General features: G+C 36.7%; 20 protein-coding genes, 1 tRNA gene and 1 pseudogene. 9 read left to right on the top strand and 13 right to left on the bottom strand.

Annotated elements, in window-relative coordinates; all coding sequences use genetic code 11:
• Positions 1-23 precede the first annotated feature (23 nt).
• Positions 24-2,450, top strand: coding sequence for an ATP-binding protein (locus GZ212_RS01220; protein WP_166956541.1), 2,427 nt, complete (start codon positions 24-26; stop codon positions 2,448-2,450).
• On the opposite strand, the gene GZ212_RS01225 is transcribed toward GZ212_RS01220, so the two are convergent.
• Together GZ212_RS01225 and GZ212_RS01230 are read right to left on the bottom strand one after the other, a co-directional pair.
• Entirely contained in the window at positions 2,447-3,784 is a 1,338-nt protein-coding gene (locus GZ212_RS01225) for a sigma-54 dependent transcriptional regulator (RefSeq protein ID WP_166956544.1), read from the bottom strand. The two genes, GZ212_RS01220 and GZ212_RS01225, sit on opposite strands and share 4 nt — an antisense overlap.
• A 144-nt stretch (positions 3,785-3,928) precedes the next feature.
• Positions 3,929-4,249 (bottom strand): hypothetical protein, encoded by a 321-nt coding sequence (locus GZ212_RS01230; RefSeq protein ID WP_166956547.1) that lies wholly within the window; start codon positions 4,247-4,249, stop codon positions 3,929-3,931.
• A gap of 272 nt (positions 4,250-4,521) precedes the next feature.
• Between GZ212_RS01230 and nhaA the strand changes: the two genes are divergently transcribed.
• Both nhaA and GZ212_RS01240 read left to right on the top strand, forming a co-directional pair.
• On the top strand, positions 4,522-5,844 hold the full coding sequence (nhaA, locus tag GZ212_RS01235; protein WP_206080359.1) for a Na+/H+ antiporter NhaA: 1,323 nt from the start codon (positions 4,522-4,524) through the stop codon (positions 5,842-5,844).
• A gap of 32 nt (positions 5,845-5,876) precedes the next feature.
• Positions 5,877-7,535: an FAD-dependent oxidoreductase gene (locus tag GZ212_RS01240; protein WP_166956550.1), complete on the top strand. Its 1,659-nt coding sequence runs from the start codon at positions 5,877-5,879 to the stop codon at positions 7,533-7,535.
• Between the two features lie 165 nt (positions 7,536-7,700).
• Here the strand turns inward: GZ212_RS01240 and GZ212_RS01245 are convergent, their stop codons facing one another.
• From GZ212_RS01245 to GZ212_RS01260, 4 genes are all read right to left on the bottom strand, one after another.
• Positions 7,701-8,150: a hypothetical protein gene (locus GZ212_RS01245; RefSeq protein WP_166956553.1), complete on the bottom strand. Its 450-nt coding sequence runs from the start codon at positions 8,148-8,150 to the stop codon at positions 7,701-7,703.
• Positions 8,151-8,433: 283 nt separating this feature from the next.
• Positions 8,434-8,507 (bottom strand) — tRNA-Asn (locus tag GZ212_RS01250).
• A gap of 57 nt (positions 8,508-8,564) precedes the next feature.
• Positions 8,565-9,911: an RIP metalloprotease RseP gene (rseP, locus tag GZ212_RS01255; protein ID WP_166956555.1), complete on the bottom strand. Its 1,347-nt coding sequence runs from the start codon at positions 9,909-9,911 to the stop codon at positions 8,565-8,567.
• Positions 9,912-9,981: 70 nt separating this feature from the next.
• Positions 9,982-11,916 (bottom strand): M1 family aminopeptidase, encoded by a 1,935-nt coding sequence (locus GZ212_RS01260; RefSeq protein ID WP_166956558.1) that lies wholly within the window; start codon positions 11,914-11,916, stop codon positions 9,982-9,984.
• A gap of 97 nt (positions 11,917-12,013) precedes the next feature.
• Here GZ212_RS01260 and GZ212_RS01265 point away from each other — a divergent pair, with 97 nt between their 5' ends.
• The 3 genes from GZ212_RS01265 (at position 12,014) to feoB (GZ212_RS01275) (ending at position 15,084) form a co-directional block, all read left to right on the top strand.
• Positions 12,014-12,685 (top strand): SCO family protein, encoded by a 672-nt coding sequence (locus GZ212_RS01265; protein ID WP_053970665.1) that lies wholly within the window; start codon positions 12,014-12,016, stop codon positions 12,683-12,685.
• Between the two features lie 73 nt (positions 12,686-12,758).
• Positions 12,759-12,992, top strand: coding sequence for a FeoA family protein (locus GZ212_RS01270; protein WP_053970666.1), 234 nt, complete (start codon positions 12,759-12,761; stop codon positions 12,990-12,992).
• Entirely contained in the window at positions 12,985-15,084 is a 2,100-nt protein-coding gene (gene feoB, locus GZ212_RS01275) for a ferrous iron transport protein B (RefSeq protein WP_166956561.1), read from the top strand. Before GZ212_RS01270 ends, feoB (GZ212_RS01275) begins: the two co-directional genes overlap by 8 nt.
• Positions 15,085-15,243: 159 nt before the next feature.
• Here feoB (GZ212_RS01275) and GZ212_RS01285 read toward each other — a convergent pair whose 3' ends face one another.
• The 4 genes and pseudogenes from GZ212_RS01285 to GZ212_RS01300 all read right to left on the bottom strand — a co-directional run bounded on the left by GZ212_RS01285 (position 15,244) and on the right by GZ212_RS01300 (position 19,559).
• Positions 15,244-15,678: a hypothetical protein gene (locus GZ212_RS01285; protein WP_166956564.1), complete on the bottom strand. Its 435-nt coding sequence runs from the start codon at positions 15,676-15,678 to the stop codon at positions 15,244-15,246.
• A gap of 10 nt (positions 15,679-15,688) precedes the next feature.
• A pseudogene (gene feoB, locus GZ212_RS01290) lies at positions 15,689-17,864 on the bottom strand (ferrous iron transport protein B).
• Between the two features lie 16 nt (positions 17,865-17,880).
• The gene (locus tag GZ212_RS01295; RefSeq protein WP_166956567.1) at positions 17,881-18,903 is read right to left on the bottom strand and encodes a FeoA domain-containing protein; all 1,023 of its coding nucleotides are present in this window, start codon (positions 18,901-18,903) and stop codon (positions 17,881-17,883) included.
• Complete coding sequence (locus GZ212_RS01300; protein ID WP_053970670.1) at positions 18,900-19,559, bottom strand: metal-dependent transcriptional regulator; 660 nt, start codon at positions 19,557-19,559, stop codon at positions 18,900-18,902. Before GZ212_RS01300 ends, GZ212_RS01295 begins: the two co-directional genes overlap by 4 nt.
• 105 nt (positions 19,560-19,664) lie before the next feature.
• Between GZ212_RS01300 and GZ212_RS01305 the strand changes: the two genes are divergently transcribed.
• The gene (locus GZ212_RS01305) at positions 19,665-21,917 is read left to right on the top strand and encodes a TonB-dependent receptor (protein ID WP_166956570.1); all 2,253 of its coding nucleotides are present in this window, start codon (positions 19,665-19,667) and stop codon (positions 21,915-21,917) included.
• A 9-nt stretch (positions 21,918-21,926) separates the two neighbouring features.
• Here GZ212_RS01305 and GZ212_RS01310 read toward each other — a convergent pair whose 3' ends face one another.
• The gene (locus GZ212_RS01310; RefSeq protein WP_166956573.1) at positions 21,927-22,847 is read right to left on the bottom strand and encodes a hypothetical protein; all 921 of its coding nucleotides are present in this window, start codon (positions 22,845-22,847) and stop codon (positions 21,927-21,929) included.
• Positions 22,848-23,074: 227 nt separating this feature from the next.
• Here GZ212_RS01310 and GZ212_RS01315 point away from each other — a divergent pair, with 227 nt between their 5' ends.
• Both GZ212_RS01315 and GZ212_RS01320 read left to right on the top strand, forming a co-directional pair.
• A complete protein-coding gene (locus tag GZ212_RS01315) occupies positions 23,075-23,593 on the top strand; it encodes a hypothetical protein (protein WP_166956576.1) in 519 nt (172 codons plus the stop codon).
• Between the two features lie 17 nt (positions 23,594-23,610).
• Positions 23,611-24,135: a hypothetical protein gene (locus GZ212_RS01320; protein WP_166956579.1), complete on the top strand. Its 525-nt coding sequence runs from the start codon at positions 23,611-23,613 to the stop codon at positions 24,133-24,135.
• Positions 24,136-24,188: 53 nt separating this feature from the next.
• Here GZ212_RS01320 and GZ212_RS01325 read toward each other — a convergent pair whose 3' ends face one another.
• Both GZ212_RS01325 and GZ212_RS01330 read right to left on the bottom strand, forming a co-directional pair.
• On the bottom strand, positions 24,189-25,985 hold the full coding sequence (locus GZ212_RS01325) for a hypothetical protein (RefSeq protein ID WP_166956582.1): 1,797 nt from the start codon (positions 25,983-25,985) through the stop codon (positions 24,189-24,191).
• A 10-nt stretch (positions 25,986-25,995) separates the two neighbouring features.
• Positions 25,996-26,535 carry an RNA polymerase sigma factor gene (locus GZ212_RS01330; protein WP_166956585.1) on the bottom strand — a complete coding sequence of 180 codons (540 nt, stop codon included), beginning with the start codon at positions 26,533-26,535 and terminating at the stop codon, positions 25,996-25,998.
• Positions 26,536-26,584 lie beyond the last annotated feature (49 nt).

Genomic DNA, 26,584 nt, shown 5'->3' on the forward strand with positions numbered 1-26,584 from the left:
ACCTTGTCATTTCATTTTGATCTATGAAGCTACCAAAGCACAGAATTACCCTCAAAGTCATTATTGGCTACATTATTTTAGGTATCCTCGCAGTCATTTCGGGTTATTTGGTATTATCTGAAATCAAAACTTTTACCCAATTCCAAAACCAAGATATTTCTGATCGCAACAAGATCATTAAAACAGGTGGATTAATTGCCGATATTTATGAAAATGAAAGTTTGGCTCGGGCTGCTATTCAACTAAGTTCTTCTGAAAAGTTTGATGTTTATGTTGAGGAAAACGAAGCATTACTTAAAAAAATAGATTCCCTTAACTTCATGGTAGATAATGACTATCAAAAGCTCATTTTGGATAGTATTAAGGTTGTTTTTAATAAAAAACTTCAAAACATTACAGACCTTAAGGAGTTGAAACTAAATGACAATTCAGATCGTTCAATCGAACAGGCTATCAAGAAGTTAGGCTCTATTGAATCTATTTTAGGAAAAATCACGGTAGAAGACTTTGTAGAAAACCCAAATGCCTTGGATAGGAAGACTAAAACAAATCTTCAAGAATATGTAGACCTCATCAATAAATACAACCCGCAAGATTCTATAAACACTATAAGCCAGAAGGAAATTGATTCCATAGTGACCATTTCCAAAAGTATGCTTAGGGATTTACAACGTGACAATACCAGACAAAGAGCCTCCCTCTTGGAAACAGAACGAGAATTGATTGAAAACGACCTTACTACTTCCCGTAAATTAAGAGAGCTCTTAAAAGCATTGGAAAGTGATATCATTCTTTATTCAAACAATTTAAATAAGCAACGGGCACAAACCTTAAATCATAGCCGACAAATTATCATTATAGCATCTGTTATCAGTTTTATATTGATAGTTATTTTTTCCTTTATCATTTTAAATGACTTTTGGAAAAGTCAGGAATACAGAAAACAATTGGAAGCTGCCAATAAAACCACGTCTTCCCTTTTAAAGAGTCGCGAGCAATTAATTTCTATGGTAAGTCATGACTTAAGAACGCCGTTAAGTACTGTGACGGGCTACAGTGAATTGCTTCAAAAAAATACCACTTCAGTTAAAGAAAAAAATTATCTAGAGCATATTAGGAATGCTTCATCCTACATGGGACAATTGGTGGAGGATCTTTTGGAGTTTTCAAAATTGGAAGATGGGAAAATAGCTATTGAATCAGTACCATTCAATATAAGACAGAATATCGATGACATTGCTCAAGGTGCGCAAAACATTTATAAAAACAAGCCCGTAGAACTCATAGTAGAACATGACGAACAAATATCATGGCCTATTGTTAGCGATCCCTTTCGAATCAAACAAATCCTCTACAACCTGATTGTAAACGCCTATAAATTTACCAAAACGGGCAGTATAAAAGTTAGAAGCACTTTAGAATCTGAAGGATCTCATGACTTTTTAAAAATTTCCGTAAGCGATACAGGAATTGGTATTAGCAAAGACCAGCAAGAAACTATATTTAAGGCCTTTACGCAGGCCGATTCCAGTGAGGAGACTAAGCAAAATGGGTTTGGTTTAGGCTTGACTATTTCCAAAAAATTAGCGGAATTGCTGGGAGGCACCTTGACCCTTGAAAGTGATTTGGGCGTAGGCAGTACTTTTACCCTAAGAATTCCTGTTACTTTTTCAAAACAGCAAATAGTATTGGACACTCAGGCTCCTTTGGAAAACCAATGGAATCTTACCGCTTTGATTATTGAAGATGATCCCTCCTTAAGACAATTACTGAATGAATTGTTAGTCCAATATGGTGTGAGGCCTCATTTATATTCCAATGGGCAAGCGGCATTAGAACAATTGCACGGACTTACCTATGATTTTGTGCTCACGGATATACAGTTGCCAAAAATGAACGGTATTCAATTTATGGAGCGTCTAAAACAGGAGCCAACCTATAGTAACCAACCCATTTTTGCCATGACAGGTCGGGCAAATCTTTCCGTAGAAGATTACAAAGAAAGTGGCTTTGCTGAAGTATTGATCAAACCCTTTCACCCAAATGAGCTACAAAAATTATTGACTCAGTATTTTAAGAGTCGTTCTTTTGAGGCCGAAATAAACTCATCTTCTGTTGAATCATCAGAACCTGAAGGATTCAGCGTAAAATCTTTGGGATCTTTTATGAATCATGATCCCGAGGCCATAAAAAATACGCTTCGCTTGTTTTCTGAAGACAACGAACAAAACTATTTCCATTTGACGCAAGCTTTTCAGAATAAAAATATTGAGGCTATAAACCAAGTAAGCCATAAGATGTTGAGCATGTATCGACAACTAGAGGTGGAGCAGCTATTACCGTATCTCGAAAAATTTGAAACGGCATCAACCATTTCCGAAGAAGAATTTGAAGCATTTCAGGATAATATGGAAGTATTTTTAGCCTCTTTAAAATCGTATCTCGGCTAAGACAAATTGTACTCCTTTAATTTGTTATAAAGCGTTTTTCTAGTGATGTTAAGCAATTTAGCTGCTTGGGTCTTATTGTTTCCTACCTCTTTTAGTGCACTCACTATTAATTCCTTTTCATTTTCTTTGGTCGAAAAAGTTTTAGTAGGAATTTGGCTGGATTGCTCTTTTCCAAATTCTTCAGGAAGCGAATGTTTTTCAATCACCTGATCCTGAGTCAAAAGAACAGCTCTCTTTATGACATTGGACAACTCACGCAGATTTCCAGGCCAAGAATATTGCTGAAACAAAGTCATCACCTCTTTTGAGAACCCTACTATCGACTTATTCAATTGTTCATTGGCCATATCAAGGAAAAAGTCTGCAAATAGCACGAAATCATCCATACGATCCTTCAAGCTTGGAACTTTGATAGAAAATTCATTAAGCCTATGAAACAAATCTTCCCTAAAGTCTCCATTCCCAACCGCCTCAAATAAATTCTCGTTGGTAGCTGTAATGAGTCTGATATCCACTTTTATTTCTTCATTACTACCTATGGGCTTGACCTTTCTTTCCTGTAGCGCTCGAAGCAATTGAATTTGATTATCATAACTTAGATTCCCTACCTCGTCTAAAAAGAGTGTTCCACCATTGGCTGCCTCAAAGTGTCCCGTTTTATCACTTATGGCCCCTGTAAAAGAACCTTTTTTATGACCAAAGAATTCACTAGATGCCAACTCTTTTGGAATAGCACCACAGTCTACGGCAACAAAAGGTTGGTGCTTTCTATTACTTTGGTTATGGATCATTCTAGCAACAACCTCCTTCCCCGTTCCACTCTCTCCACTTATTAGAACAGTCATATTTGTTGGTGCTACCAGCCCAATGTAATCATTCAATGTTTTTGATGCTCCACTGATTCCAGCAACAGTATCCGGAGTTGATTTATTCTCGGATAAGTTATTTTCCAGGATTTCTATTTCTTCTGGTAATTGATCTTCCAAGGCATTGTGAATGACTTCTAAAACTTCATCTGGATTGAAAGGTTTGGAGATATAATCAAAAGCTCCCTGTTTCATAGCTTGAACAGCGGTAGAAACTTCAGCGTAGCTAGTCATCAACACGACAGGCACTTGGTAATAATGTGTCTTAATTTTCTTCAGCAATGAAATTCCATCGCCATCAGGCAACCTCAAATCTGTAAAAACCAAATCGTAGGATTCAGATTTTAGCTTCAAAACAGCCTTTTCCATATTAAAGGCCACTTGAACCTTATAGTCATGGCGCTCTAAGAACAGTTTAAGCATCTCAGAAAATGTGATGTCATCTTCTACCAACAATATGGATTTCATACAAGTAATCTCCTTTTTTACAAAAGTATTAAGGAAGCTTCACCAATTCCTTTAAAAAAAACATAAAAAAAGGGACGTCTTTACTAAAACGCCCCTTTAACAAGAAAAAATTCGAGTTTTCAGGATAAAATTTATTCTTAGCTATTAATCATCAATTTCATTTAAATCGTCTTTATCTATCCATTTTCCATCTTTGGAAGCAAAAACGGTTTTGGTTGTTCCCTCTACCATCAAATCTAGTTTGTACTGACCTTTATTATTGATATAGGCCTTATTAATGGTAGCTGTTTCGAAATCGTCTTTTACGGCATTGGTTACCGCGGTAGGCAATTTATTGATGGCGATTTCTTTGAAATCATCCACCATAACTACTATCATATTTTGGGTTTCACATGAATTATTAGTGGTGGCGAAGGCTGACAATCCTCCCGCCAATATCGCGACGGTTAAAATTACTTTTCTCATAATACTAAGTTTATTTGTTATTATTTGATTTATGATATCTATTGAAACAAACATGCCAGATAGCATTTAAATCACTTGAAACAATATAATCATCTGTTTTTCTAATACTTAAAGTTATTTTGAACAATTATTGAGAAAAGGAATCTGTGTAATGATGTGAAATGCACCATGAAATCCGTATAAATTTTACACATGGTTCATGTGGAAAGACGCTCTCGACTTTGAGATTATTATAAATATTAGTAATTTTTAGAAAATTTAAATCCTTTCCATTGCGTACTCTATTTCCAATAAAACGACTCATTCTTACGCCATTTGAAAAGTTTGTAAACATAGCCAGCTCCAGTGGTTTCATTTTATTTTTTGCCACCATAGTAGCTCTTATTTGGGCTAATTCACCATGGTCAGACTCATATGAAGCTTTCAAGAACTACCCTTTGGGATTCAGATTTGGAAATTTTGAGTTAATCAAACCGGTCCTATTATGGGTAAATGACGGACTCATGTCTATCTTCTTTTTCCTGATTGGATTGGAAGTGAAACGAGAAATTTTAATTGGAGAACTCAATACCTTAAAAAAAGCATCACTTCCCATTTATGCTGCTTTAGGCGGTGTGATTTTACCTGTCTTGATTTTTATTTTTCTAAATGACAACCCTGAAACAACCAAAGGTTGGGGAATACCAATGGCTACAGATATTGCATTCTCTTTGGCTATTCTCACAGTTTTAGGTAAACGAGTACCCATCGGTCTAAAAATATTCCTAACGGCTTTGGCCATCGTTGATGATATTTTAGCGGTAATGACCATTGCCATATTCTACAGTTCTAAAATTGAATGGATGCTCTTAGCTATGGCCATGATCCCTTATGCCATTTTGGTTTTACTTTTATTCTTAAAAAAATACAGCAAATACGTTTCGGTTATTTTGGGTTGTATCATTTGGATGCTCTTTTTAAAATCAGGGATTCATCCAACCATATCTGGAATTTTGGTTGCTTTTACCCTGCCCCTGAGTCAGACTTTTACGGTAAGAAGCTCTATTGCGCAATTGGAACAAACTGTGAGAAAATTAGCTAAAGCCAAAGCTTCAAATAAACCAATACTTACCAAAGAGCAAATTTATGCTATAGATGATATTGAAGATTGGACCAATAAAGTACAATCACCACTTCAATTACAAGAAAATGGGCTGCACGGATGGGTTGCTTTTTTTATAATTCCCATTTTTGCCCTAGTCAATGCAGGCATCAATTTTACTAGTAATACAGAGAGTATTGATTTATCCCTAGTGACCAATCTAGCCATCGCTCTTATCGTTGGAAAAAGTCTGGGGATTTCTTTGTTTTCCTTTTTGAGTGCCAAGTTTGGGCTTTCTGAATTGCCTTTAAACATAAAATACCAACAAATTATTGGTATTGGCTTTTTGGCCGGAATCGGATTTACCATGTCTATTTTTATAGCCAATCTGGCCTATGCTGATAGCCAAAAACTTATTGAGGACTCCAAATTTGGTATTCTAATCGGGTCTACTCTATCTGGAGTTATCGGTTATTTGGTTTTAAGATACTTTGGTCCCAAGAAGAACCCTTGATTTATGAATTTGACAATTTTAAATAATCCATTATGATAAGGAGCAATTTGATTATTATTCTTATTTTTTTGACTTCCATCGCATTTAGTCAAAATACTCTTCAAAAGGAAAACTATAAAGCAGATATTATTATTTATGGAGGTACGTCATCTGCGATTATATCGGGAATTAAAGCAGCTTCCTTGGGCCGAAGTGTAATAATTATTTCTCCCGACACCCATTTAGGAGGTATGACCACCAATGGTTTGGGATTCACAGATAGTGGTCATAAAGAATACATTGGCGGGTTAGCCAAGGAATTTTACCATAGGGTTTATCAATATTATTCAGAAGAAACGACTTGGAATTGGGTTTCCAGAAACAAGTTTAAAAATAAAGGTCAAGATGCCCCAAGTATAGATGATAAGACCCAAACGATGTGGACTTTTGAACCCCATGTAGCAGAACAAATTTTTGATGACTGGTTAAAAGAATATCCCATACAAATCTTAAAAAATGAGTGGTTAGATCGAGAACGACCATTAGATAAAGAAGCTCGGCAAATTATCGCCTTTTATACCCTTTCTGGTAAACGCATAGAAGGAAAGATATTTATTGATGCTTCTTATGAAGGAGATTTAATGGCTTTAACTGGGGTCTCCTATCATGTAGGACGCGAATCCAACTCAGTTTATAATGAAAATTACAATGGGATTCAAAAAGGAGTATTCCAACATGATCATAATTTTAAAGATTTAAAAATCAATGCCTATTGGGAGCATAATAGCAAAAAGTCTGGTCTATTGCCAAAAATATCTGAGGATACTCCTGGCAAAAATGGTGATGGAGATCATCGTGTTGAGGCCTATTGCTACCGATTATGTTTAACTCAAGTTAGGGATAATTTCATACCTATAACAAAACCAGATGGCTACAACCCCAAAAATTATGAACTATTAGGCCGAATCTATGAGGCTGGTTGGGACCAAACTTTTGTCAAATTTGATGCGATTCCAAATGGTAAAACCGATGTCAATAATCACGGCCCCTTTAGTCATGATAACATAGGAATGAATTATGAATATCCTGAGGCGTCTTATAAAAAACGGAAAGAAATAGAAAAAGAGCACCAAGCCTATCAACAGGGTTTGCTTTACTTTATTAAGACCGATCCTAGAGTCCCTGATTCCACAAGATTAGCCATGGCTAAATGGGGTTATGCAAAGGATGAATTCAAGGACAATAACGGGTTTCCACATCAATTGTATATCAGAGAAGCACGCAGAATGATTGGCTCCTATGTCATGACTGAGCATGATGTCATGGGGAAGAAAAAAATAAAGGACCCAATAGGGATGGGTTCCTACAGTTTAGATTCTCACAATGTACAACGATTTGTTACCTTTTTTCATCATGTAGAAAATGAAGGCGATATTGGGGTAAATCCACCACACCCTTATAGTATTTCTATGAGGTCTATAATACCAAAAGAAAATGAATGCACTAATTTAATTGTACCTGTTTGTTTATCGAGTTCACATATCGCCTATGGAAGTATTCGGATGGAACCTGTTTTTATGCTGTTAGGAGAATCTGCTTCTCAATTAGCTGACCTTGCCCTCAAGAATAAGACAACAGTTCAAAAAGTCAATTATAACGCTTTAAAAGGGGCTCTACTGGAAGCGAATCAGATTTTAACCTACCAGAAATAGTTCCTAACGATCTAAAAACAAAAAAGCCTTGATTTCTCAAGGCTTTTCTTTGAAAGCTCCCACAAATTAAACCACTTTAGTAGGAATATCGTTATTTACTAATTAAGATTGTCTGTAATCGAAAGCGTGGCTGAAAACATACTGACGAAACATAAGATTAATCTACTAAGGACAAATCTCTAAATCATCTGTTACTCCTGGACTTTGTCTGTCATAAATATAATCCATCACTCCTTCTTCACTCACGTCAATCCAGTGAAGCAAATTCTCTTCCACTGCAATAATCCAAACATGCTCATTATCAAATGTAATCTCCAAATACTCTTCAGAATTTTCGGTGATTATTGCATTAAATTCACTAATCTTATAATCAAAATTTTCATAACATCCCTGTCCATATATCAATAACCACTGCTCAAAAGGAACAGACTCGTCATTATGAAACATTAAAAATTCGCTGTTAAATTCATTAACCGCAATATGCCAAACAGTTCCTTGATATTGTTCTAAAAAAGTTCTTTCAACAACAGGATTGGTGTCACCGTCATCATTTGAACATGACGTAGCAATTGTAAAACAAAATACAACTATCAAAATAAAATATAAATTTTTCATGACATATAGATTTTGATATATAAATTATTAAAAAGTTAAGATTTAAAAAATGATAAAAATCATTAAAAAAGCTCAAAACCTGTACGTAACGTAAATAGAATAAACAGATTAACAAAAACTGGTTTAATTGGTTAATTATTCCCTAAAAAATTGATTTTGTCAAAAAATGGATGTCGAACCAAAAGTAGAAATATTGCTTTTGAGCTTTTAACCAGAGTTAACCAGCTTCCCAAGAATTAAACATAAAAAAAGCCATCATTTCTGATGGCTTTCTCTAAGTTTGCTCCCCCTCTTGGGCTCGAACCAAGGACCCTTTGATTAACAGTCAAATGCTCTAACCAACTGAGCTAAGGAGGAGTGTTTTTTCTTTTTGCGAGTGCAAATATATACTTATTTTTTAATCTCTACAAAATTTTAATCAAAAATTGCTTTAAAAAGATCATTGCCGTTTGCAAATAGGACTAAAGCAATCAAAATCACGAAGCCAACCATCTGCGCATACTCCAAAAATTTATCCCCAGGTTTTCTTCCAGAAACCATTTCATACAATAGGAACATTACATGGCCACCATCTAAAGCCGGAATAGGCAATAGGTTTAAAAATCCTAACATGATAGATAAGAAGGCCGTAATACCCCAGAAATATTGCCAGCTCCATACGGTTGGGAAAATATCATAGATGGCTTTAAAACCACCCACTCCCTTGTAGGCACCTGTACTTGGTGTAAAAATAGCTTTAACCTGCTTAACATAAGAAACCAAACGCTCTTTGGTTTTACTAAATCCAACTGGTATAGATTCTAAGAAACCATATTTTTTAACATCATACTCATAATATCCTAATTCTTCCAAAGTTTCTGGGGTGGCTCTCGTAGCGTATACAAGACCTAATTTTCCATCATCAGATATTTTAAGTGGTACATTAAGCTTTTCATGATCTCTTAAGATATGCGCCGTTACTTGTTGCCCTTTATAGGAGTCTAAACTTGAAACTACTTGGTCAATGTATTTGGTATCTGTATCATTAAAACCAACAATCACGTCTCCTTTTCTAATTCCACTTTGAGCATTAGCCGATGTATCTGGAACTTGGGCAATAATAAAAGGCATTCTTAAATCAATGAATCCTTTTTCTTTGGCATCAATTAATTGGGCTAAAAAATCTTGAGGCAAAGTAATAGTTGACTGTTCACCATTTCTTAAAATGGTAATGTCTTTCCCAAACAATACTTTTTCTGGAACCTCGGCAAAGTTTTCAATCTTCTCCCCATCAACCGCAATGATTTTATCACCAGTTTTCAAACCTGCTTTATTGGCAACAGTACTTTCAATCACATACCCATCTGAAATGTTATCATTAGGTAAGAACTTATCTCCATAATAATAGCTCATCCCAATATAGATCACTATGGCCAAAAGAAAATTAACTGTAACTCCTCCCAACATAATAATCAACCGCTGCCAAGCTGGTTTTGACCTGAACTCCCATGGTTGTGGTTCTTGGGACATTTGCTCGGTATCCATGCTCTCATCAATCATCCCGGAAATTTTCACATAACCTCCTAGAGGTAACCATCCGATACCGTAAACGGTTTCACCAATTTTTTTCTTGAAAAGAGAGAACTTAATATCGAAGAACAGGTAGAACTTTTCTACTCTGGTTTTAAACGCCTTGGCGGGAATAAAATGCCCCATTTCATGCAAAATGATCAAAAGGGACAAACTCAATAGAAATTGAGATATTTTTATAACAAACTCCATATGCTAGCAAAAATTACTGGGCACAAAAATAACTTTTTAAAGACATTTAGAAAATTTAACGTCAAGTTATCTAGTTTTTTAACACGGTCTTAGTAATAACGCCCCTATTTGAGTGAATTTTTATAAATAAAACACCTGCCGATAATTTTGAAATATCAAGCGACTCGCTCCAATTCGAACTCAAAACATGCTGTCCTAAAGCATTATACACTTTAATTTCATCTACTTGTAAAGATTCAGGCTTTTTAAGATAAATGGTGTTTTTACTTGGATTGGGATATAGTTGGAAGGCACTTTGCAAGGATTCTTCAATGCCCAAAGAAATGGTATTGTTTTTGGAAATTAAATCTGATTCTGGGTCAAAAAAGACATCTGTAACATTAAAAGTGATGCTTTCAGTAAAGGTTTGGTTGTTTTCTGAATTATCTAGTACAACATCCAATATCTCACCTTCGGCACCCACCAAACGAATGGGAACTGGAGCCTCAAAAAATGAGACGGATTCATGACTTTGGGTTTGCCCAATATTGATTTCAACAACAGTAGGTGATATTTGATCCACTGAAATATTATATGTGGGATAACCCTCATTGTAAATCCAATCATTAAAAAACTCTGTTAAATCCTCCCCTGAAGTGGCTTCCATGATATTCTGAAAATCTGGAGTTTTAGCATAGCCGTAAGCCAAATCATCATCGACTAGAAAATCTTGCATGCCCTGATAAAAATCGGTCTCTCCCAGTTTTTTTCTTAGCATGTGAAGGACCATAGCTCCCTTATTATAACTTAATCTACTACTAAAAACCCTATTGACACTCAAAGTATCAGCGTCTGGAATGTAGACCGCACCATCTGGTAGTGAAGTGATCGAATTTACACGGTTCTGCTTCCAGGTTATGAAAGGTGAATTACCATCAAAATCTTCAATTACCAATCCTGCCAAATAGGTTGCAAAACCCTCATTTAACCAAATATCCTTCCAACTTCCGCAGGTTACTTTATCACCATACCATTGATGAGCCAACTCATGGGCTATCAATCCTCTGTTGAATCCACCCATAAAAGAAACCGTGGTATGTTCCATACCTCCGCCCCACCCAAATTGAGCATGTCCATATTTTTCGTTTGCAAAAGGATATTCTTCAAATAAATCTGTAAACAGATTCATAATATCTACCGTGACCGGGGTTTGTGCTTGTGCCGTAGCTAGGTTTTCTGGATAGACATAATTCACAATCTCAAAGGGACTCCCATTGTTTTCAACCGTATGGTTATAAACCTCATAATTGGTCACAGCAATAGCAATAAGATAGGCTGGTATGGGGTATTTATGCTTAAATCTGGTTGTTTTTTCGTCTCCATTGATTTCTTGACTAATTTCCAACCCATTGGCGACTGCAATATTTTCTAGAGAATTTGGATTGAATGTCGGTGTGGTTAAATAGACATCTACCGAATCTATCTTATCAATTAAATCCTGCTTACAAGGCCACCAACCTTTTGCTCCATAAGGTTCTGAAAGCGTCCAAATAATGGGATTTCCATTATGGGTTGATTGCTCAAAAGAACCAAAACCAGAACTTACAGGGTTTCCGGAATATGAAATGGTCAAAGAATCCAGTGTCCCCATGAGTTGAGTTTCTGGCAACGTAATTACCACCTCATCATTATCGTTTTGATCGAATTCCAATGAAGTCCCATTTTGGGTCACATTGGAAACAGTCATATTTCCAGTTAGTTCAAAAACAACCTGAGTGAGATCTTCTTTGGCCTCAAAATAGGAAGTCACATCGCCTGAGATAAAAGCCATTTCCGGATTCACATCTAATTCCAGTCTGTGATATTTTAAATCGTAATTACCAGTATTTTCATTCATTATAACGGCCAATCTATTAAGGGCAGCTTTGGCCTCTGCTTCACTTATTTTTTCTACAGTGCCATTCAAATCCTGAGCAAAAATTTGAAATGGTAATAGACATAAAAAAAGGAACATGCTTCTTTTCATAACTCATTTAATTAGCTTGTTAAAATTACCCATTTTATTGATAATGAATTGTATTTTTGTCAATAATTCTGACTGTTCAAGACTAATCCTCTTACTTATGTTGAACTTCTTTAAGGGTTACAAATACATTGGTATTTCTTTGGCCGTTATTTCAGTAATCATTGTTATTATCATTTATAACGTTTTAAATGTTTACCAGCCTTTGCCCATATACCAGCCCACCATGGTCAACTCTGAATTGGTTGATAGCACCTTGCATTACCAAAAGAAATACCATAAGATTTCAGATTTTAAATTGGTTAATCAAAATGGGGATACCATAACGCAAGAACTATATAAGGATAAAATTTATATAGCTGATTTTTTCTTTACAACCTGTCAAACTATTTGTCCTATCATGACCGATAACATGGCGCAACTTCAAGAAAAGCTAAAAGATGACAACCAAGTGATGTTACTTTCACATTCAGTGACTCCTGAAATTGATAGTGTACCACAACTTAAAAAATACGCCCTGAAAAAAGGGGTCATAGATTCTAAGTGGAATCTGGTTACTGGTGACAAGAAACAAATTTATGAGTTGGCAAGGAAAAGCTATCTGGCTGTAAAAACAGATGGTGACGGCGGTCCGTTTGATATGATTCATACTGAAAACTTTATGCTGATCGACAAAAAGAAGCAAATAAGAGGCTTTTATGATGGCACCAACCAAGAAGATATGGAACGTCTATTAAACGATATTAAAACACTTGAAAAAGAATATGAGTAGTTTTCAAGCCATCGGTTTTTTTGGCGTGGAAAAATCACTTACTTTTGCTTTTTTAAAATCAATCTAAATAAGCTTGAACCTGACACTGGCACAATTAAAAAAGGGACAAAGAGGCATCATAAAGGATGTTTCCTCCATCCATATTCCACTTAAACTACTGGAAATGGGTTGCTTGCCAGGTAATTTTGTAGAACTAGTTCAAGTTGCTCCGTTTTCAGATCCCCTGTACCTCAACATTAACGGTTCTCATTTAGCTATTAGAAAAGAAACTGCTAGCCACATAATAATCGATTTAGAAAATGAGTAAGCAGATTAATGTTGCATTAATTGGAAATCCAAACACGGGAAAAACCTCTGTTTTCAATGCCCTAACCGGTTTAAACCAGAAAGTAGGTAACTATCCTGGCATAACGGTTGAGAAAAAAGAAGGCATTTGTAAATTACCTAGAGGTGTTAAAGCCCATATCATTGATTTGCCAGGAACCTATAGTTTAAATGCGTCTTCTCTTGATGAGAATGTGGTTATAGAGCTCTTGCTGAATAAAACCGATAAGGATTTTCCCGATGTAGCAGTCGTAGTGAGTGATGTAGAAAACCTAAAGAGAAACCTGCTTTTATTTACGCAAATCAAGGATTTGGAAATCCCAACCATTTTAGTCATCAATATGGCTGATAGAATGGCTTATAAGGGTATCAGTTTAGATATAGATTATCTTGAGAAAAAATTAAACACCAAAATAGCCTTAGTTAGTACAAGAAAAAAACAAGGTGTTGATGTTTTAAAAGAACTTATTGCCAATTACAAGGAGCTTTCTACAGAGCCATGTCTCAATGCTTCTGAAATAGACCCTCAGTATTTTGACGGATTAAGAAAAGCATTCCCTAATCAGTTGTTGTATAAACTTTGGTTGGTAATTACCCAAGATGTCAACTTTGGCAAGATTTCAAGGAATGAAATCGAGGTTTTGGATGATTTTAAAACCAAACCGAAGGCAGATTTAAAACGCTTACAGCAAAGAGAAACCATAAAAAGGTACCAATTTATTAATGATGCCCTTAAAAAAGGACAAACCATTGATTTAGCCACGGCCAAGGATTTAAGAATCAAATTAGATCGTATTTTAACCCATAAAGTATGGGGTTATCTTATTTTCTTCTTTATCTTATTGACCATCTTTCAAGCAATATATGATTGGTCTAGTGTGCCTATGGACTTTATTGATGGTATTTTTGCCTCTCTAAGTGAGTGGACCAGTACCCATCTTCCTCAAGGACAGTTCACCGATTTGATAGCAGAAGGTGTTATTCCCGGACTGGGAGGTATCGTGATATTCATTCCTCAAATTGCCTTTCTATTTCTATTCATTTCCATTCTAGAGGAAAGTGGTTACATGAGTCGGGTGGTATTCCTAATGGACCGTATCATGAGAAGATTTGGACTAAGCGGAAAAAGTGTGGTCCCTTTAATTTCTGGGACAGCCTGTGCTATTCCGGCGGTTATGGCCACAAGAAACATTGAAAGTTGGAAAGAGCGCCTTATCACTATTTTAGTAACCCCATTCACTACTTGTTCGGCTAGATTGCCTGTTTATCTTATAATCATTGCGTTGGTCATTCCTGAAGGGCGTTTCTTAGGATTAAGCTATCAGGCCCTTACCCTTATGTTATTATATTTATTAGGATTTGGCGCCGCTATTTGTTCGGCTTTTATACTCCATCAAGTTCTAAAAATAAAAAGCCGTAGTTTTTTTGTAGTTGAAATGCCTAACTACAAATTGCCTCTGTTTAAAAACGTGGCTCTTACGGTTATTGAAAAGACCAAAAGTTTCATTTTTGGCGCTGGTAAAATCATACTTGCCATATCCATTGTTTTGTGGTTTTTAGCGTCCTATGGACCAGGAGATAATTTCAATAATGCCGAAGAAATTGTTACAGAACAATTTAAGGACCAAGACCTATCTGAAGAAGATTTAAATCACCATATTGCCTCTTATAAATTAGAACATAGTTTTATAGGCCGTCTTGGAAAAAGCATTGAACCTGCCATCCAACCATTAGGCTATGATTGGAAAATTGGTATTGCCATTGTGAGTTCTTTTGCAGCCAGAGAGGTTTTCGTGGGCACCCTTGCTACGATTTATAGTGTGGGAAGTGAGGAAGAAGACACCATCAAAAATAGAATGGCAGGAGAGGTTAACCCAATTTTAGGAACGCCATTGTTCAACTTTGCCTCCGGGATTTCACTATTACTTTTTTATGCCTTTGCAATGCAATGTATGAGTACGTTAGCTATTGTAAAACGCGAAACAAACAGTTGGAAATGGCCCGCCTTACAACTCGTTGTTATGAGTAGTTTTGCTTATTTGGTAGCCTTGGCGGCTTTCCAAATTTTAAAATAATTTGTATCTTTTAGAAATGGAAAATGATATCATCCAAACCATATTAGTTTTTTCGGCAGTGATATTAGCCGCAGGCTTTCTTGTTCGGAAGTTTTTCTTTCCAAATAGTAAAAAAGCTGCCAATTCCTGTGGCAAAGATGATTGTGGCTGCCACTAAAACTACTCCATTATTGTAATAACCTGAAGACACCTATCACTGTCTTTTAGGGTAACTCCATCAACTGGATATGGCTTTAAGTTCTGTACATGAAGGGATTCGCCATCTACATCCAAAATTTGAGTCATGTCATCTTGAAAGTGCCTATAGGAAATCATTAAGCTCTTTTCTTCTAAAAGGACCCCTTCTTTAAAAATTTTCACTACCACAATGGCTTCGCCTGGACTAATGCAGTTCACCCCTTTAGGACAACGTGAATCTTGTTTGACCTCCATGAATTGCAATTGATAACCTTTCCATTCCATGGTTTCACCAAATTTTAAATTAAGAAGAATCTGGGGAGGATCCCCTTCCAATTTTATTTGGTCTTGGGCATACCCTAATTGCCCTAAAAAGGATATCGCTAAAACAACAAAAAAATACTTGATTGCATGCATCTTTTCAAATTTAAGAAAACATATACCAAATCTGTGCCACTAAAAAAGTAACTACAAATCCCATAGCCAAAGGCATCAATGTGGCGACCGCGGTCCATTTTACACTTTTGGTTTCTTTGTAAATAGTATAAATGGTCGTACTACACGGATTGTGAAGCAAACTGAACAACATAAGGTTGATGGCCGTTAATAATGTCCACCCTCCTGCTTTTAAAATTTCGGCCGTAGCATTGGCTGAATCCAACTCAAACATTACCCCAGCACCTGCTCCACCAGCCATCCCAGTAACCAAAACCGTAAGCATCAAAACCGTAGGAATTACAATTTCATTAGCCGGAATCGCCACAATATAAGCCACTAGAATGACTCCATTGAGACCTATCAACCACCCAAATCCATTGAGAGAATCAATCATCCAATAGGCAATACTGTGGTCTCCAATCATAATATTGGATATCAACCAGATGACAGCTCCAGCTGGGGCAGCAAAAACGATGGCACGCCATAGAACAATGAGTGTTCTATCAATCAAAGAAGTGTATAGTGTCTTCCAAAACCTTGGTGGACGATAGGGAGGTAATTCCAAGTTGAATGTAGAAACCTGTCCCTTTAAAACCGTTTTACTTAACAACCAAGAACTGGTAAACATAAAGGCCATTCCCAGAATGGCAATACCTATAACGGCAAATACAGAAGCTGTACCAGATAAAGCTTCGGGAACTATCGCACCAACAAAAATGGAGGCAATCAAAATTTGTGTTGGCCATCTCCCATTACATAAGGAAAAGTTATTGGTTATAATAGCTATTAAGCGTTCTCGTGGACTATCAATAATTCTCGTAGCTACAACTCCAGCAGCGTTACACCCAAATCCCATACTCATGGTCAATGCTTGTTTTCCATGGGCGCCTGCTTTTTTAAACAAATAATCCAAGTTAAAAGCCACCCTTGGCAAGTATCCGAAGTCCTCCAATAGCGTAAAAAGCGGAAAGAAAATGGCCATAGGAGGTAACATTACGGCAATAACCCAGGCCAAAGCCAAATACACTCCATCTATTAAAAAGCCACTTAACCACCAAGGCATCCCTATACTATTGGCACCAGATTTCAGTGCTGGGTGAATGGTATCCAACAATAATTCTGCAAGCAGACTAGAAGGATAGTTTGCGCCGATAATGGTAATCCATAAAATAACACCTAAAATCAAAAACATGATTGGGAATCCCCACTTCCTGCTAGTAACTATCTGGTCAATTTTGACATCGATAGCATTTCTTCCCCTTTTGCCGGCTGTGTTAACCGTTTCTTCTACAATCTCAGAGGCATCCGCATAAATACTTTCACTAATGTGATCATGAAATTCACCTCCTAGTTTCCATCGAAGCTCATTTGACAACCCTATGATATTTTCAACTTCATTCTTCATCTTACTGCATCTCAAATTCACCATTTCTTAAGGCCTCAACGACCCTTTCATCTCCCTCTAAAAGTCTGAAAGCAATCCAACGACTATTGGGAATGGATGGGAATTGTTTTTTTATTTTTTCACTTAATTTTTGAACCGCCTCATTAATGCTTTTGGGCACATTGGTAATTCTATGTGGTTGACAAACTATTTGTCCGTTAGCTACTTGACTTACCACATCAATAAGCTCTGGAATTCCTTTATTAAACCTGGCACTTGTGGGAACCACGGGGATTCCCAAACGCTTAGCCAATGCTCTCTCATTAACCTCAACGTGATTTCTCTTGGCTTCATCCATCAGATTTAAACATAAGACTGCTTTACCTGTTATTTCCAAAATTTGAAGTACCAAATTCAGGTTTCTCTCCAATCTTCCAGCATCTACCACAATTACGGTGACATCTGGCTTTCCAAAAAGGATAAAGTTTCTGGCAACCTCTTCGTCCTGTGATGTAGAAAGCAAAGAATAGGTTCCTGGTAAATCTACCAGTTTGTATTTTTTATCATTGTATTGATACGCTCCTTCAGCTCTTGTTACCGTTTTACCTGGCCAATTACCCGTGTGCTGCCTTAACCCTGTCAAGGCATTGAATACGGTACTTTTTCCAGTATTGGGATTACCCGCCAAGGCAATAACAAAATCGGTATTTTCTGCATTGACCCCCAATTTTTTTAATCCGTGTGGATTAAATTGCGGACATGCCTCACATGCACTTGTTATTTTCTTATTCTCCATTTTACCGTTTTTTAATAAGTATTTTGGCCGCCTGATCTTCTCGCAAAGCAATGGTGGTTCCTTTAACCAAATACGCTTTTGGATTGCTTAAAGGGCTTACCAAATCAATTTTTATAGGGGTGCCTTTTACAAAGCCTAAATCCAGAAGTCGTCGTCTGCCATCACCTCTAAATTCTTTGGAAATCCCTATAATTTCAGCCTCCTCCCCCTTCTTAAGGGAAGACAACCTAACAGCATCTTCCTCAAATACCACTTCCGTTTCAAAAACTTGAATCGTAATATTTTTTGCCACTTCTGGAGCTAAGACAAACTCTTCGCCCTCTGAATAGAACAACACCCGTTGCTTGCTATTTTCAACCACCCTAATTTGTGAACCTATATGTATGTTTTCTGCTAAAATCTGCCGGTAAATCACATCAGGTTCATCTTCGATATGAACAATTTTACCAACGGTATCTACTTCCAAATCTGCCAAAGATTCTCCTTCTATATCCAATACGTCTCCTTCATGCGTTGGGATAGGGTCTCCATGAGGATCGTACATGGGGTTTCCTAATTGGGTCGCCAACATATTGGTTTCCTCATGATTTAATCGGTGCTCCATTTTCTCAGCACGATGGTGCCACTCGCTTTTTTCAAATCCTGTTTTTTCCGCTAGATATTTTTCCCAAAGACGGTGAACACGCACAATTTTTATAGCATAACTCCTACCTGATGGCGTTAGTTCCAGCACCTCTTCAGTTTGGATGATGAGCATGCTTTTTTCCATGGTTTCCAAAACATCCTCTAGCGTTCCATCACTGTATTTCAAACTCTTGATCAAATCTTCCTTGAAAATATCAACTCCCTGATTTTCCCAAGTGTACATTTGTTTCAAAATATCTTCTGTGATGGTTTTTTGATCGGTTCTAACACTGTTTTGAATAATCCAAAACCAACCTTTGGTAGGTCGAAATAAAAAATAAAGCAAGCCTGCAAGAAGCACAAAAAGAATCAGGTTATATAATGGCTGACTTATATTCATTGGTTGCTCTTTACAAATAAGTTATTCGAAACCACTTTAGATATACTCAAAGGCTTGTTGTGCACTTCTAAAATCATGGATTCATCAAAAGCCTCTTTGGACAATACCTTAAACTGGGTTCCCAAAGCAATCTGATGTTTATCCAGATACTTCAAAAACTCTTTGGAAGAATCCTTAACACCAACACACATGCAATGTTCGTGTTCTTTGACCTGCGCCAAAAGCACCTTGTCCGTTTTCTTTATTTGTCCGTTTTTATCTGGAATGGGATCTCCATGTGGATCATGTGTGGGAAATTCTAAAAAGGCATCAAGTTGATTAATCAATTTTTCAGACTGAATATGTTCCAATTGCTCTGCCACTTCGTGAACCTCATCCCACGAAAAATTAAGGTGTTCCACTAAAAAAACTTCCCACAACCTATGTTTTCTAACTACCGAAGCCGCCAGTTTTCTGCCATTTTCTGTAAGCTTCGCCCCTTGATATTTTTTATAAACCACTAATTCCTTCTCTGCCAACTTCTTTATCATATCAGTTACAGAGGAAGCTTTAGTGGCCATTTTATCAGCAATAGCATTAGTACTCACCGAAATAGTTCCAAATTTTCCTAGATGATATATGGCCTTTAAATAATTTTCTTCGGCTAATGATAACATGGTTTTTCTTTTGGTCAAAGATATAGATTTACTTTAATAAAAACAATTTTTTAGTCTTGTCTAAATTTTATTTTAACTTTGCATAAAAATAAGTTTATTTCATACATGCGCCTCCTTTACTTTTTTATTCTTTTGGGCATTTTCAAAACCCACGGACAAAAGGATTTTACTATTTCGGGTTTGGTTACCTCCAATGGCGAACCACTACCCTACGTCAATGTTTATTTAAAAAACACCAATCTGGGAGGTGTGACTGATGAGCAAGGGAGTTATTTAATAAAAAATGTGCCTTCCGGGATTTATACCCTTACAGCTTCCTTTACAGGGTTTACTACCAAAACCAATAAAATAGAGATAACCAATCAAAATCTTAACATAAACTTCGCTCTTGATGAAACCGAAGCTCTAAACGAAGTAGTCATAACAGGAACCTTAAAACCTGTGAGCAGACTCGAGAGTCCGGTACCTGTGGAAATCTACTCGACCACCTTTTTAAAACAAAACCCAACCCCCAGTATTTTTGAAGCTCTACAGAATGTAAATGGAGTGCGCCCCCAAATCAATTGCAATGTTTGTAATACGGGAGACATCCATATCAATGGATTAGAAGGTCCTTACACCCTGGTTCTTATTGATGGCATGCCGATAGTAAGTGGACTTTCCACCGTATATGGCCTGTCGGGAATTCCTAATTCATTGATTGAGCAAATAGAGATTGTGAAAGGACCTGCTTCTTCTTTATACGGAAGTGAGGCCGTGGGCGGTTTAATCAATATCATTACCAAATTACCAGAAAACACTTCCAAACTCACATTAGATAGTTTTGTAACAGGCTGGGGAGAAGCCAACATTGATTTAGGATATAAAGCTACACTTGGCAATAAAACGAATGTCTTGACCGGAATTAATTATTTCCATTACAGCAACCCCATAGACAACAACAACGATCATTTTACTGATGTAACCTTACAAGACCGAATCTCGGTTTTTCAAAAATGGTCTTTTGACAGACCTAAAAACAGAGCTTTTTCAATTGCTGGTAGGTATTTCTATGAAGATCGATGGGGTGGAGAAATGAACTGGAACAAGAGCTATCGAGGTGGCGGCGACATTTATGGCGAAAGCATTTACACCTCTCGTTTTGAAGTGATAGGGAATTACCAGTTGCCTTTTAAAGAAAAAGTAAACCTCCAGTTTTCATACTCCGACCATGATCAAAACTCCGTATATGGGAACATGCCCTACATAGCGCAACAACGTATCGGTTTTGGACAATTAATTTGGGATAAGTCCATCCAAAACCATGATTTACTCTTAGGCACTGCGATAAGATACAATTACTATAACGACAACACCACAGCCACAGAAACGGCCGACGAGGTAACCATTCCTTCGCTTTTCATTCAAGACGAAATAGCCTTTAACAGCAAACATCATGTATTATTAGGCGCCCGTTATGATTACGATAAACGCCACGGGAGCATTTTTACCCCCAGAGTTGCCTATAGATTTAAACCTACTGACGAAGACATTGTCCGTATTAATGCTGGAACGGGGTTTAGAGTCGTCAATCTATTCACCGAAGAACACGCCGCTTTGACCGGCGCGCGCGATGTGATAATAGAAGAAGCCTTAGAACCTGAAGAATCATATAACGTGAACATCAATTACCTCAAAAAGATATACACAACTAGTGGTATGATGTTTACCCTAGATGCTTCGGCTTGGTATACCTATTTCACCAATCAAATTGTACCCGATTATGAAACCAATCCCAACCAAATTATTTATGATAATTTAGACGGACACGCCATTTCACAAGGTGTAAGCCTAAATTTTGATGCCGTTTTTGCTCATGGTATCAAGGCCAATATAGGCGCCACTTTTCAAGAAGTGAATCAATATGAAAACGGCGAAAAAAACAGGCAATTGCTTACCGAACGTTTCTCAGGAAATTGGGGTATGACCTACAAACATTACCCTACAGACCTTTCCTTTGATTATACCGGAAGCATTTATGGCTCTATGTTATTACCAACTCTAGGTGAATTGGACCCCAGAAGCAACGAATCGCCTATATGGAGCCTTCAAAACATTCAAGTCACGTATGATGGTTTACAAAACATAGAATTCTATTGCGGTGTCAAGAATATTCTCAATTGGACTCCTGGTAAAAAGGAGCCCTTCTTAATAGCTCGAGCCGACGATCCCTTTGATGAACATGTGGATTTTGACAGCAATGGTAATGTCATTCCTACCCCAGACAATCCGTATGCGCTTACTTTTGATCCATCTTATGTGTATGCTCCCAATCAGAGCAGGCGCTTGTTTTTTGGTATGCGCTTAAACTTAAAGTAAATGTTTGCTTTACACGCCGAGATTAGGCAATACAAACGATTTGGTATTTGGATGCAATCTGATCCACAAACCTGGATTGGCGTTTAATTGCTGTTTGGCTTCCTCCAGATCGGAACTAATTGTTGTTTGAAGCACCTTTGCATAAGTGTCTACTTTAGCTGGAGCTGTATCAGCATCAACCACCGACTGCACCACTTTTTTGGCTTGTAATATCGCCGCAGGACCAAGAGTTAAAATATATTTTGCTGCTCGACATTCCTGTTCGTCTCTTTCACTCACCAAACTGCCCCCTGCCTTAAATTTATTGATATGATGCTCTAAAATACTATTTGAAATAGGTATGATTCCCGCAACATGATGCCACTGCGCCCCTGAAAACGGTTTTATATAAGCCAAGTGAGACGCTTGGTTGGCTTCTGGTCCATGACCAATAAAAAAGATATCCAATCCACCTAAATTTTCTAGTTTCGTCAAATACCCCATAAGCGCCGTTTCCAGGTCATCTGTATCGGTTTGCATGGGGGTAAAGCTTTTTATTTTTTTGAAGAAGGTGTCTCCCAAAATACGTTCAAAATCCCTAACAAAACTGAAGCCATTAGCCATTTTCATTGGTGCCAAAGCGTCTTGTGTAAATACATTTAACCGACTTAACAATGCATCTTTCTCACCTGTTTTAGCGATCTCACCCAATAAACGATGTAATTCCTGAGCACCACGACCACCCAAAAGCGCGATGTTAATATCCCCTTCTTTTTCGGCTGCAGTTGCATATAATTCCTGCAACATGGCTTGTCCCACAGCTGCTTCGGAAGGCAGCACAGTTGGCGTTATTCCATGATCTACCAATTGAAACTCTGAAGCATCTAAATGAGACAACCATACATTATTATTTTCTTCTTGTCTTGTAAAAGGCGCTTTATTTTCTGTCATATCTGTTTTATACTATACGAATGAGGTTCAAAAATAAGCACAACAGGTTATTTTACACTTACTTCGTTCGATCTTTTTAAAATTGCTTGTCACCAATAACCTTATTCACGTAAAATAACACGTAGTTCTACGTATTTTTAATCAATTTTACCATTTGATAACATTTATTCTCATTTCTCTGTCATGATAAACTAAAACATCTGTTTATATTTAAACAAAAAAAGCAAATGAAACAGATAGCCCTACTCCTGTTTTCTATTTTTTTACTTTTCAGTTGTAAAAACGATGACGACAACCAAGAAGCCCTACCTCCAGCTACCCAAACAGGTGCTGGCACTTTTGCCTGTTATGTTAATGGTACTAGCTATATAGATGCTTCTGGAGGCTACTTTAATTGCTTTTATCAATTGGTGGATGGGGAGTATTATTTTCACATTGCAGGAGAGGACAGTGCTTTCGGAATTAGTGAAATTACTATTTATGCAAGTAAATTTGAGATTTATGAAGGAGAAAATTATGAATTGACAAATTTTGGAGATTATTCAATTGCTGCATTAATTTTAGCAGAAAATAGTCTTTCATATTCATATACTGACATATCGAACCCTGGAACTTTGACCATTACCAAACTAGATTTTGAAAACTACATTGTTTCTGGTGTTTTTGAATTTGATATTATCCACCCTACAACCGGTGAAATCATAGAAATACGAGATGGCAGATTTGATACGCTCTTCACCCAATAAAAAAGTTTTAGTTTTTTATGAAAAACCCTGTTATCTTACTTTGTTCCTTATTACTGTTGATTTTTAGTTGCAAAAACGATGACGATAACCAAGAAGCACTACCTCCAGCTACCCAAACAGGGGCTGGCACTTTTGCCTGTTATGTTAATGGTACTAGCTATATAGATGCTTCTGGAGGCTACTTTAATTGCTTTTATCAATTGGTGGATGGGGAGTATTATTTTGGAATTGGTGGAATTGATGAAAACCACAGCGTCTTTGATCTTATCGTAATAGCTTCTATTGGAGTAGAGATTGAAAATGAAATGCATTATAATTTAACTTGTAAAGAGCCCGAAAATTATTATGCCGAAGTCCTATTTTCCAATCAATACTTAGGTGCAACTACTTGTAATTCAAATTTAGGGAACATGACCATTACCAAACTAGATTTTGAAAACCACATTGTTTCAGGAGTTTTTGAATTTGATATCATCCATCCTACAACTGGGGAGACCATAGAAATACGTGATGGGCGATTTGATACACTTTTTACACAATAAACATCGAAATTCTTAAACTCTCTTCCCACTTAATAAGTACATGATCATAGAGCCTACTCTTCCAAATATGTATTCAGGTTTTCTAATTCTTCCTTCAAACCATCGCCATTTAATTCTTTGAAATCAACCTCTAATTCCGAAATATCTCCAACCAATTCCTCTTTCAATCCAAAATAAAATACATCTCCTTTTTTCTTGATCACAACCAGCATCACCTCTTCATCTTTTGGCAACTCACCAAAATCAAAATAGTTATTGTTTGATTTGCCACGAAGAATGGATTTTATCGATTTAAAAACCAAACTAACCTTGCTTCCGTCGGCATTTTTTAATTTGAATTTATATTTTACCCTTTCTTTTCGGCTGTTTATAAATCTATCGCAATTAATCCAACCCAATTTTGAGCTAACCATGACATATTGAAGAACATCATGGGTTGAAACCGAACGACGACCTGACCCCTTGATACTATCTCGCTCCGCCCATTTTCTATTAAAACCTTGAACATACAAAGAGTCGTCTGCCACCCGTATGACACGTCTTGACTTCGTTCTTCCTGGAAATTTAAATTCCAACGGAATAAAATAAGGAACCATCACTTCCTTGTTTCTCTGTTTGGCCGGACTCATTTGCGGCAATAGGTGAGCAACCCTCAACGCCTCCTCTCCTATTTTTTTATGAGGCGCATGGGCATATACATTGAAAACGTTTCCATTAGTATCAATTTTAAAAAATACGTTAACAGAAAATTTCCCAGTAAACTTTAACTCTTCAGCAATACTTAAATTAAACTTCTCTAAAAAGAAGGCCTTCATTTTCTCATTGAAGCAAGATATTAAAGCTTCCCTTCCTTCTTCTTGACATCCAGGGAAAACAGGGGGCTGCTCAACCAGGTTAAACGGGACTTCAACATAAGCCTCTTCAAATATTTCTGAAACTGGCTCCATGACTTCAATATTTTCCAATTCATCTTCCTCCTCTACCATCACCCAATTAACTCCAGAATCTGCCCACTCTCCAGTAAACAATTCCATATCCTTTTTCTTCTTTTTACACGGAAAACTTATTTCTATGGATTGATCAAGTTCTAAATTTTCACCTTCCCTTAAAGCCTCAACAAACAACATGCCTCCAGTTTCCAGAATTTCGCCTTCTGAGGTTGTTGATAAATTTGCCAACAGCATATCAGATATTTTGTAATACTCCGTAACCCTAAAATCAACCACGCCTTGAACCTTTAATCCTTTAGAATTCTTAAAGGAATTGGCTTTAATTTTAATTTGGGTCCCCTCGGGAAGCTTTAAAATTGTGTCCTTTTCAGACTGTAAAACAAAGTGAACCGCCTTTTTTACTAGCCTATCTACATGGCTACTTTCAACAGAATCTTTAGTATTTCTAATATGCTTATTGCCTTTAAGACTCTTTTTTTCCACAGGAATATCTTCTTTCCTATCTATTATGGTATCATTTAAAATAGAATCTATACTTACTGGCGGAACTATAATCGCTTTACTGGGCAGTTCCTTTTTTGGCAGTTTTGAATCTTGGCTATTGTTATCATTTGTTTTTAGGACCAACAAATAGACCAACAAAAACCCAACTAATGCAGCCGTAATTAAAATTCCGATCTTAAAATACCTCCTTGTCCTATATAACTTCCTAGCTTGTTGAATATCTTTTTTTAACGATGTCCTTTTCATTCCACCTAAGAATGCTTTATGAAAAGCAAAATCATTTTGAAAATCAACATCTGACTCCAAGTCTTTTTCAAACCTTAAAGCCTCCTCATAACTAAGCTGCTCTTTCAAATAAGCTTCAATGGCATCTATATTTTTTGTGAATTTTTCCATGGTTTCTGAATTAAGAATGATTGGTAATTAAAGTTTCATAAATGCTCTTAACCTTCTTAAGGCATTTATACTTTTGATTCTTGGCAATTTTTTCAGATTTGAACTGCATATGTTCTGCAATAACTTTGAAAGACCAATCTTTCAAGTAAAACAGTTGCAGCAATTGCCGACATCGATTTCCTAATTCAGAGAATGCTTTCTCTGCTAATTTGAATTTCCTTTCCTCCAAAACATCTTGGAACATTTCGGTTTCTTCCTTTGAAAAATCCATAAGCTCCTGTTTTGAGTATCCCTTTTGGATATCCTTCCAAACAAAACGTGATACAGAATATAAATAAGTGTAAAATGAAGAAGTAAGTTTGAAATTTGACTTTTCTAAATTGCGATGCAAGATGATTAGTGATTCTTGAAACACATCTTGAGCATCATTTTTAGTGCCTCCTTTAGACAAAATAAGCTTCTCAATCCTAGGGTAAAGGGCGTAAAGTTTTAGAAAGGCTTTCTCCTCTTGACCATTTTTAAAAAGAGCCAATATCTTTTTATCATTCATAAGGTTGTTTTTCTTATTAATGGTCAAATAGACAAAAGGTCTCCTTTAA

Origin of the sequence: Mangrovimonas sp. CR14 (assembly GCF_011764015.1) — a bacterium.
GTDB lineage: Bacteria > Bacteroidota > Bacteroidia > Flavobacteriales > Flavobacteriaceae > Mangrovimonas > Mangrovimonas futianensis.